The 9156-nt window shown below is 70.2% G+C and carries 7 protein-coding genes and 1 pseudogene; 6 read left to right on the top strand and 2 right to left on the bottom strand.

Annotated features, from left to right (window positions below; all coding sequences use genetic code 11):
* Nucleotides 1–244, bottom strand: a pseudogene (locus G3I65_RS15625) (MFS transporter); the annotation flags it as partial.
* An 81-nt stretch (nucleotides 245–325) separates the two neighbouring features.
* Here G3I65_RS15625 and G3I65_RS15620 point away from each other — a divergent pair.
* From G3I65_RS15620 to G3I65_RS15595, 6 genes are all read left to right on the top strand, one after another.
* On the top strand, nucleotides 326–889 hold the full coding sequence (locus G3I65_RS15620) for a TetR/AcrR family transcriptional regulator (RefSeq protein ID WP_160696754.1): 564 nt from the start codon (nucleotides 326–328) through the stop codon (nucleotides 887–889).
* A 172-nt stretch (nucleotides 890–1061) separates the two neighbouring features.
* Complete coding sequence (locus tag G3I65_RS15615; RefSeq protein WP_160696753.1) at nucleotides 1062–2681, top strand: FAD-dependent oxidoreductase; 1620 nt, start codon at nucleotides 1062–1064, stop codon at nucleotides 2679–2681.
* 48 nt (nucleotides 2682–2729) lie between these two features.
* Nucleotides 2730–3785 (top strand): LacI family DNA-binding transcriptional regulator, encoded by a 1056-nt coding sequence (locus tag G3I65_RS15610; protein ID WP_160696752.1) that lies wholly within the window; start codon nucleotides 2730–2732, stop codon nucleotides 3783–3785.
* A 73-nt stretch (nucleotides 3786–3858) separates the two neighbouring features.
* Entirely contained in the window at nucleotides 3859–5148 is a 1290-nt protein-coding gene (locus G3I65_RS15605; protein ID WP_309235483.1) for a sugar ABC transporter substrate-binding protein, read from the top strand.
* Nucleotides 5145–6029 carry a carbohydrate ABC transporter permease gene (locus tag G3I65_RS15600; protein WP_125313137.1) on the top strand — a complete coding sequence of 295 codons (885 nt, stop codon included), beginning with the start codon at nucleotides 5145–5147 and terminating at the stop codon, nucleotides 6027–6029. Before G3I65_RS15605 ends, G3I65_RS15600 begins: the two co-directional genes overlap by 4 nt.
* Nucleotides 6019–6846, top strand: coding sequence for a carbohydrate ABC transporter permease (locus tag G3I65_RS15595; protein ID WP_160696751.1), 828 nt, complete (start codon nucleotides 6019–6021; stop codon nucleotides 6844–6846). The genes G3I65_RS15600 and G3I65_RS15595 overlap by 11 nt, the downstream gene beginning before the upstream one ends.
* Nucleotides 6847–8583: 1737 nt before the next feature.
* On the opposite strand, the gene G3I65_RS15585 is transcribed toward G3I65_RS15595, so the two are convergent.
* On the bottom strand, nucleotides 8584–9156 hold a 573-nt coding region (locus tag G3I65_RS15585), incomplete at its 5' end, for a cell wall metabolism sensor histidine kinase WalK (protein WP_239071213.1).

Here is a 9156-nt window from a genome sequence, read left to right as displayed (position 1 = left end):
GCACGGTGCCGCGCGCCGAGCGCGCCGACGTCCGCGGGGCCACCAGCAGCCCGGCCGCGTAGCCTGCGGTCGAGAGCCCGCCGAGCACGCCGATGCCGATGGTGGTCAGCCCGAACGTCTCGCTGAACCGCGGCACGAACAGCCCGTAGGCGTACCGCGCGAACCCGTAGCAGAGGGCGATGACCCCCGCGCCGGCCGCGGCGAGGGGCCACCAGGACGTCGTCTCTTCCGTCTTGGTCGCCATGCCACCATCAGACAGACCGGTCTGTTTGCTGTCAAGGGCTGGTACGGTCGTGGCAGGTGAAGCGCCAGACCGGGAGGTGTGATGGGCCGGACTCGCCCCGGCGACGCGCGGGGGAAGGTGCTCAAGGCCGCGTCGACGCTGTTCTACCGGGACGGCATCCACGTCGTCGGCGTCGACACGGTGGCGGCGGAGGCGGGTGTCACGAAGGCGGCCCTGTACGGCAACTTCGGTTCGAAGAGCCGGCTCGTGGTGGCGTACCTGCGCGAGCGTGACCGCGCGTGGCAGGAGCAGGTCGACGAGATCACGGCGGCGCACGCGGCCCCGCGCGAGCGGGTGCTGGCGGTGTTCGACGCGTACGAGGAGTGGCTGTCCCGGGACGGGTATCGAGGGTGCGCCTTCCTCAACGCGACTTCGGAGTTCCCCGACCCGGCCGACCCGGTGCGCGAGGTGGTCCGCCACCACAAGACCGCGCTGCACGGGTACCTGCGGGCGCAACTCGCGCGGGCCGGGGTCGAGCGGGCTGAGCGGCTGGCCGATGAGCTGATGCTGGTGCTCGAGGGTGCCGCGGTGCAGTCGGTGGTCGCCCAGGACGCAGGTCCGTTCCGCACGGCGAAGCGGCTGGCCACGTCGATGCTCGACGACTGACCGGCTCCGGGCCTGCCACGGAGGCTTGCCCGACACCGCAGGGCCGCCCGATGCGACTTTGCTGCCCCGGCCTGACCGCACGCTGTCCGGTTCTGTCTCTTGACTCCCCACCCCACCCACGCGCACCATACCCGCGTAGTAATTCGAATTATCACCGCGCGGGGAAGGCTTCATGAGGGAACTGGGCACCGAGATTCTCATCGTCGGCGGTGGACTCGGCGGCGTCGCCGCCGCGCTGGCCGCCGCCTCCCGTGGCCGGCGGGTCGTCCTGACCGAGGAGACCGACTGGCTCGGCGGCCAGCTCACCGCGCAAGCCGTTCCGCCGGACGAAAACCCGTGGATCGAGCGGTTCGGGTCGACCCGCACCTACCGCGAGCTGCGCGCCGGCATCCGCGACCACTACCGCCGCCACTACCCGCTCCGCGCCGAAGCCGCGAAGCACGCCGAACTCAACCCCGGGGCCGGGAAGGTCAGCAAGCTCTGCCACGAGCCGCGGGTGGCGCTCGCGGTCATCGAAGCCATGCTCGCGCCGCACGTCAGTGCCGGGCGGATCCAGGTCCTGCGCCGCCACCGGCCCGTCGCGGTGCACACCGACGGCGACCGGGTCGACGCCGTGGTCATCGAGAACGACGAAGACCGCGTCGTCGTCAAAGCCCAGTACGTCCTCGACGCCACCGAGAACGGCGACCTCCTGCCGCTCGCCGGCACAGAGCACGTCACCGGTGCCGAATCCCGAGCCGAACACGGCGAGCCGCACGCGCCGGAGAAAGCCGACCCCGCCAACCTGCAAGGCATCACCTACTGCTTCGCGGTTTCCCACCACGAAGGCGAAAACCACGTCATCGACAAGCCCGGGATGTACGGCTTCTGGCGCGACTACCAGCCGGACTTCTGGCCCGGCCCGCTGCTCGGCTTCGTCGCCCCCGACCCGCGGACCCTCGAACCGGTCAAGCGCACCTTCGTGCCGAACCCGCCCGGCGACCCGCTGGCCGTCAGCGCCGACCAGAGCGCCGACGCCGGCGACAAGGAGCTGTGGACGTTCCGCCGCATCCTCGCCCGCGGCCTGCACACCGACGGCGCGTTCGACTCCGACGTCACGCTGGTCAACTGGCCGCTCAACGACTACTGGCTCAAGCCCGCCCTCACGATCCCCGGCCACACCACCGAGGCCGACGTGGAGACCGCGCACCACGAAGCCAAGCAGCTCAGCCTGTCCGTCCTCTACTGGCTGCAGACCGAGGCACCCCGCTCGGACGGCGGCACCGGCTTCCCCGGGCTCAAGCTCCGCCCCGACGTCACCGGCACGGCGGACGGGCTCGCGAAGTCCGCGTACGTCCGCGAAGCCCGCCGCATCAAAGCCGTCACGACGGTCACCGAGCACGACGTCTCGGCCGAGATCCTCGGGGTCGACGGCCGGGTGCGCCGCGCGGACGCCGTCGGGGTCGGCAGCTACCGGATCGACCTGCACCCGTCGACCGGCGGGGACAACTACATCGACGTCGCCAGCGTGCCGTACGAGATCCCGCTCGGCGCGCTGCTGCCCGTCCGCACGCGGAACCTGCTGCCCGCGGGCAAGAACATCGGCACCACGCACATCACGAACGGCTGCTTCCGGCTGCACCCCGTCGAGTGGAACATCGGCGAGGTCGCCGGGCTGCTCGCGGCCTTCGTCATCAGCGAGGACGTCGAGCCGAAGGCCGTGCGCGAAGACACCCGGCTCTTCGAGGACTTCGCGCGCGTGCTGGATGCCGCCGGGGTGGAACGCCGGTGGCCGGAAGTGCGGGGGTACTGACCGTGCCGCCGGTAAGGTCTGGCGGAGTCGCGCGAGAAGGAGTCACGGATGACGGCGGGTTCGGGCCGGGTCACGCAGGCCCAGGTGGCGCGCCTGGCCGGCGTCTCGCAGGCCGTCGTGTCCATGGTGCTCAACGGCTCCGACAGCCTGCGGATCACCCCGGAGACCCGCGACCGCGTGCAGCAGGTGCTCCGCGAAACCGGCTACACCGTGGACATCATGGGCCGCCGGCTGCGCGGCGGGTCCAACCAGATCCTCGGCGTGTTCACCTACGAGTCGGTGTTCCCGTCCGGGGTGGCCGACTTCTACCGGCCGTTCCTGCTCGGCATCGAGGAGGAGGCCGAGCAGCAGGGCTTCGACCTGCTGCTGTTCACCAGCGGTGGCCGCCGCGACGGGCGCCGCCGCATCTACGAAGCGGGCACGAACCGGCTGCGCATCGCCGACGGCTCGATCCTGCTCGGCAGGCACAACGACCCCCACGAGCTCGCGCAGCTGGTGGAGGAGCAGTTCCCGTTCGTGTTCGTCGGCCGCCGCGAGTCGCCGACCGGGCCGATCAGCTACGTCGGCGCGGACTACGTTGCCGCCACGCGTGAGGTCCACGAGTGGCTGTGGAGCCTCGGGCACCGCCGGATCGGGCTGCTCAGCGTCACCGAGGAGAACGAGCCGACGCTCGACCGCCGCGCCGGGTACGAGGCCGCCGCGCGCAAGCACCGGCGTCCGCCGCTGGTGTTCCTCGCGGAAGATCCGGCGATCGCGTTGCGGCAGGCGCGTGAGGAAGGCGTGACGGCGTTGCTCGTCGAGAGCTCGGCGATGGCCGACGGCATCCTGGCGTGTGCGCACGACCTGGGGCTGAGCGTGCCCGAGGACCTCTCGCTCGTCGTGCTGGGCGACGCCGACCCGTCGCAGCAGCCGCACGCGCACGCCGTGCCGAGCACCGCGACCGACTGGTCGATGTTCCGCATCCCGCGCCACGAAATGGGCGTGCACGCCGTGCGCGTGCTCGTCGAGCTGTTGAAGAAACCCCAGTCGCGCCAGCTGCTCCTGCCGTGCACGATCCACGAGGGCGCCACCGCGGCCGGACCCTCCACAACAGACTCCCGCTGAGGCCGAACGGCCTGTTGACAGTGCGGTGGGCGGCGCTTACCGTCCCTGCTAATTCGAATAACCAGGAGGCATCGTGGCCTACCGGAGAATCCGGCTGCTCGCCGCGGCCCTGTCCGCCGTCGCACTGGCTTCGACGGCGTGCTCGGGCGGCGCCGTCGACGACAAGAACATCGCACTGCGCATGACCGTCTGGACGACGGACAAGAACCAGCTAGCCCTCTTCGACTCCATCGCCACCGAGTACCGCAAGGCCCACCCGGAGGTCGCGTCGGTCAAGTTCGACGTCGTCCCGGGCGACACGAGCGCCTACTCGGCCGCGCTCACCACCCAGCTCTCCGGCGGCAACCCGCCGGACCTCGCGTGGATCCTCGAGCGCGACGCGCCCGACTTCGTCCAGTCCGGCGCGCTCACCGACCTCAAGCCCACTTTGGACGCGGCCGCCGGGTACAACGCGGCCGAACTGGTCCCGTCGGCGACGAAGCTGTGGACCAAGGACAGCGGCCTTTACGCCTTCCCGTTCTCGACCTCGCCGTTCGGCATGTTCTACAACAAGAACCTGCTCACCAAGGCCGGGATCACCGAGACACCCGACCAGCTCGTCGCGAGTGGACAGTGGAACTGGGACGCGGCCAAGCGGATCGCCACCCAGGTCGCCGCGAAGGACACCGGCAAGGCGGGCCTGGTCATCCGCGAGTTCGAGTACAAGCAGTGGGTGCTGCTCGCCTCGGTGTGGCGTGGCTTCGGCGCCGACGCCTGGGGACCGGACGGCAAGACGTGCGGGTTCACCTCGCCGGAGATGACGTCCGCGATGACGTTCCTGCACCAGGCGATCTTCACCGACAAGGCGCTGCCCGGCCCGGGCACGACGGCGGACTTCTTCGCCGGGGAAGCCGGCCTGACGATCGCGCAGATCAGCCGCGCCGGGCTGCTGAAGGCCAAGCCGTTCGAGTGGGGGATCGTCCCGCTGCCCGCCGGGCCGAAGGCGAACGCGCAGGTCATCGGCCAGGCCGGGATCGGCGTCCCGGTGAAGGGCAAGCACGCCAAGGCCGCCGCGGACTTCCTCGCCTTCTTCACCAACCCGGCCAACTCGGCGAAGCTCGGCCAGTACTTCCCGCCGGCCCGCGAAAGCCTGCTCAACGCGGCCACCCTGGCCAAGGCGAACCCGTTGTTCAGCCAGGAGCAGCTGCAGAACGTCGTGGTGGACGGGATCAAGACCGGCGCGGTGCTGCCGTCGCACACCGGCAGCGCGCGGATCGCGTCGCTCGTGCAGTCCGCTTTGGACCCGATGTGGAAGCCGGACGCGAACGTGCCCGCCGCGCTCGCCGGGGTCTGCCAGGCCATCGACCCGGCGCTGAGCCAATGACCTGGACGTCGAAGAAGCGCGAAGAGCTGGCGGGGTGGCTGTTCATCGCCCCGCAGGCTCTCGGCTTCCTCGCTTTCGTGGTGGCACCGCTGGTCGCGGTGGTCTGGTACAGCTTCCAGGACGTCAACCTCCTCGCCGGGACCTCGACGTTCGCGGGGGCGGACAACTACGCGAAGCTCTTCGACGACCCGACCGCGCCGAAGGTCGCCCGCGCGACGGCGATCTTCTGCGTCGGCCTGGTCGTGCTGAACCTCGCGCTGGCGCTGTCGCTGGCGTTGCTACTCAACCTGAAACTGCGTGGCACCACGGTGTTCCGCACGGTCTTCTTCTCACCGGTGGTCATCACGCTCGTCGCCTGGACGATCGTGTGGAACTTCCTCCTGCAGGACAACGGCGGGATCAACTCGCTGCTGCAGACGATCGGCGTCGACGGGCCGAACTGGCTGCGCGGCAACGGCACCGCGATGCTCTCGGTGATCGTGGTGCAGGTGCTGAAGAACGTCGGGCTCAACATGGTGCTGTTCCTCGCCGCGCTGCAGGGCATCCCGTCGTCCGTCATGGAGGCGTCGCAATTGGACGGTGCCGGTCCGTGGCGGCGGTTCCGGTCGGTGATCCTGCCGATGATCAGCCCGACCACGTTGCTGACGGCGATCATCACCGTCGCCGGCGCGCTGCAGGTGTTCGCGCAGATCCAGGTGCTGACCCTGGGCGGGCCCGCCGACAGCACCAACGTCCTGGTCTTCTACTTCTACCAGCAGGCCTTCGCCAACCACGACCTCGGCTACGGCTCGGCGCTGGCCGTCGTGCTGTTCCTCGTCATCCTGGTGCTCACGCTGCTGCAGTGGCGGATGCGGAGGCGGTGGGTGTTCCATGAGTCGTAGGGCGAAGATCGCCTGCTACGCGGTGATGGTCGTGCTGGCCGTGCCGTTCGTGTTCCCCACCTGGTGGATGATCACGGCGTCGCTGCTGCCGGCCAACGAGGTGCTCGCCTACCCGCCGAAGCTGTTCCCGAACCAGCCGCAGTGGGAGAACTACCGTACGGCTTTCACCGACTTCCCGTTGGCACAGCAGTACTTCAACAGCCTTTACATCGCCGTGCTCGTCACGCTCGGCACGATGTTCTTCTCCTCGCTGGCCGGGTACGCGTTCGCCCGCATCCGGTTCCGCGGCGAGAAGCTGTTCGCGTTGATCCTCATCGGACTGATGGTGCCGAGCGAGGTCACGATCATCCCGCTGTTCCGGGTGGTCGACGACCTCGGCCTGACGAACACGCACTGGCCGCTCATCGTGGTCCCGATCTTCGGGGCGCCGAGCGTGCTGGCGACGTTCGTGATGCGCCAGTTCTTCATCACCATCCCGAACGAACTCGAGGAGGCGGGTCGGCTCGACGGCCTCTCGCGGTTCGGGCTCTACCGGCGCGTCGCCCTGCCGATCGCGAAACCCGCGCTGGCCGCGGTCGCGATCTTCACCTTCCTCAACACCTGGAACTTCTTCCTGGAACCGCTGGTCTACCTGACCGACAAGGACATGTTCACGCTGCCGGTGGCGCTGACGCAGTACGTCGACGTCTACGGCGGCCACCTCTGGAACGTCCAGCTCGCCGCCGCGACCACGACGGTCGTGCCGGTCCTGATCGTCTTCATCATCGCGCAGCGCCAGTTCGTCGAAGGGCTCGCCCAAAGCGGCCTCAAAGGCTAGGAGGCAATCGTGATCGATCGCAGAACCTTCCTCGGCGGGGCCACCGCCGCCGCCGTGCTCGCCCTCGCGGGGACGGCATCGGCCGCGGTACCCCTGCCTGCGGGCCCGTTCCCGCCGCTCGCCCCGCTCCCGCCCGGCGCCCCGGACCGGCGGCTCTTCTCGCCGCTGGAGCAGCGCTTCGCGCCCTACCTCGCCATTTTGCCGGGCATTGTCAACGATGTCAGCACTGATCCGGCCACCCTCGGCTTCTTCGGCGGTGGCTGGTGGCGGACGCCGAGCGAGCCGTACAACGCCCGCGTCCAGGAGCACGTCTACACGCTGAGCTGGTTCTACGCGAACCGGTGCCCGTGGAACCCGTACTACCTCGACCCGGCCCTGCGGAACCGTCTCGACGCCGCGATCGCGCACTACCTGAACCTGCAGCACGCCGACGGCTCGTTCCCGGAGTACTCGATCACCGAGAAATCCAAGGCCGCCACCGGGTTCGGCATGGGCTACCTCGCGAAGACCCTCGCGAACCTGCGGCAGGTCGACGCGCTGCCGGCTCGCCGCGCCGAGCTGACCGCCGCGCTGCGCCAGGGCATGACGTGGTTTCTGAACCCGGCCAACCCGATCTGGGCGCACCCGGTCGAGTACGCCAACCAGAACGCGTCCGGGCTGTCGTCGTCGCAGCTGGCGTTGAAGCTGGACCCGGATCCTGTGCTGGGCGGGCAGTTGCACGACCGCATCGAGTTCCTCGCCGCGAACGGCCAGAGCCCGGCGGGGTTCTTCTACGAGCCGACCGGGATGGACGTCAACTACAACTTCGAGGTGATGCTCCCGGAAATCGCGGAGATCTACGCGCTGACCCGGAACCGGACCGTCGTCGCGATGGCGCGGAAGTTCGCGGACTGGTTCGGCTACAACGTCGTCCGCGAACCCGACGGCTCCGGCTCGCTGACCTACGTCGCCACGTCGAGCCGCACGCACGTGTCCTACTACGACGACGTCATCCCGGACCCGGACCGGACCAACCTCGCGTCGCTGTTCGTCCCGGAAGTCCCGGACCTGGCCGCGTTCTTCACCACCCGCGAGGACCGCGCCGAGACGCGCCGGCAGTGGGCGGCGGTCCCGGGCCCGGCGATCGGACCGGCCAAACAGGACACTTCCCCGCGCATCCTCGCGCACGTCTCCTACGGCGAAGCGTTCCCTTCGCGTGGCGAGAAGCAGGCCGCGCTCCGGCAGCTCCCGTACCTGCGCTCGGCCGACTTCGCCGTGCAGTGCCGGGACGACGCGCTGAACCAGACCTACGTCTACGTCCGGCGCCCGCAGCTGTACCTCGCCGGGTTCTGGGGGACGCGGCCGTCGAGCTACGTCCGGGGCGCGCAGGGAATGTTGTGGCACCCGCGGGCGGGCATGGTGGTGCATTCCCAGCAGGACGACACGCAGTGCTGGGCCAGCCTGCTCCCCAACGGGACCCCGGACGCGCGCGGCCTGCTCGACGCGACGTACGCGATCGGCGACCGGGCCTGGGACGGCAGCAGGCAGGTGCCCGGTTCGGCGCCGGTCGTCGTCCGGTACGGGTTGGACAGTCGCATCCGGACGGTCCTGACCATCACCCGGGACACCGTGACCCGCGAAGTCCGGGGCACGACACCGCTGACCGAGCAGATCCCGCTCGTCCTGCACCCGGGCGACGACGTCCGGTTCGCCGACGGGACCCCGGTCACCCACGGCGCCGGCGCGAGCGCGACGGCGTCAGGCCTGACGATCCGCCGCGGCGGCACGACGATCACCATCGGCTGGGGCGCCGCCCTGGCCGCGACCGTCACCGCGACCCCCGTCACCTTCCTGCGCGACGGTGCCCGGCGGCTGCACGTCCTGCGGGTCCCGCACCCCGGGACCCTCACCACCGGGATCCGCCTTCGGTAGCCGGACGGTGAACGTCGACCCGGTGTCCACCGCGGACTCGACGGTGACCGTCCCGCCGTGGGCCTGCACGAGGTGCCGCACGATGGCGAGACCGAGCCCGCTGCCGCCGGTCTGGCGGCTGCGGGACTTCTCGGCCCGCCAGAACCGGTCGAACACGTGCGGCAGGTCCTCGGCGGCGATCCCGGTGCCGGTGTCCGCGACGGCCAGCGCCACCTCGTCCACAGTGGACGAGACGTGGATCGTCACCCGGCCGCCGGGCGGGGTGTGCCGGACCGCGTTCGTCACCAGGTTGCCGACGATCTGGCGCAGCCGCACCGGATCGGCGGTCAGCGCGGTGTCGCCGCCGGCTTCGACGGTGAGCCCGACGCCGGCCGCGGCGGCCCGGTCGGCGTGGGCGAC

This window comes from Amycolatopsis sp. SID8362, assembly GCF_010550475.1.
GTDB classification, from domain to species: Bacteria; Actinomycetota; Actinomycetes; order Mycobacteriales; family Pseudonocardiaceae; genus Amycolatopsis; species Amycolatopsis eburnea.
This window is presented reverse-complemented; position numbering and strand designations above follow the sequence as displayed.

What these genes read in the sequence shown, in the direction of transcription:
- G3I65_RS15620 (WP_160696754.1), top strand. Translation starts at nt 326, where the DNA reads ATGGGCCGGACTCGCCCCGGCGACGCGCGGGGGAAGGTGCTCAAGGCC.
- G3I65_RS15615 (WP_160696753.1), top strand. Translation starts at nt 1,062, where the DNA reads ATGAGGGAACTGGGCACCGAGATTCTCATCGTCGGCGGTGGACTCGGC.
- G3I65_RS15610 (WP_160696752.1), top strand. Translation starts at nt 2,730, where the DNA reads ATGACGGCGGGTTCGGGCCGGGTCACGCAGGCCCAGGTGGCGCGCCTG.
- G3I65_RS15600 (WP_125313137.1), top strand. Translation starts at nt 5,145, where the DNA reads ATGACCTGGACGTCGAAGAAGCGCGAAGAGCTGGCGGGGTGGCTGTTC.
- G3I65_RS15595 (WP_160696751.1), top strand. Translation starts at nt 6,019, where the DNA reads ATGAGTCGTAGGGCGAAGATCGCCTGCTACGCGGTGATGGTCGTGCTG.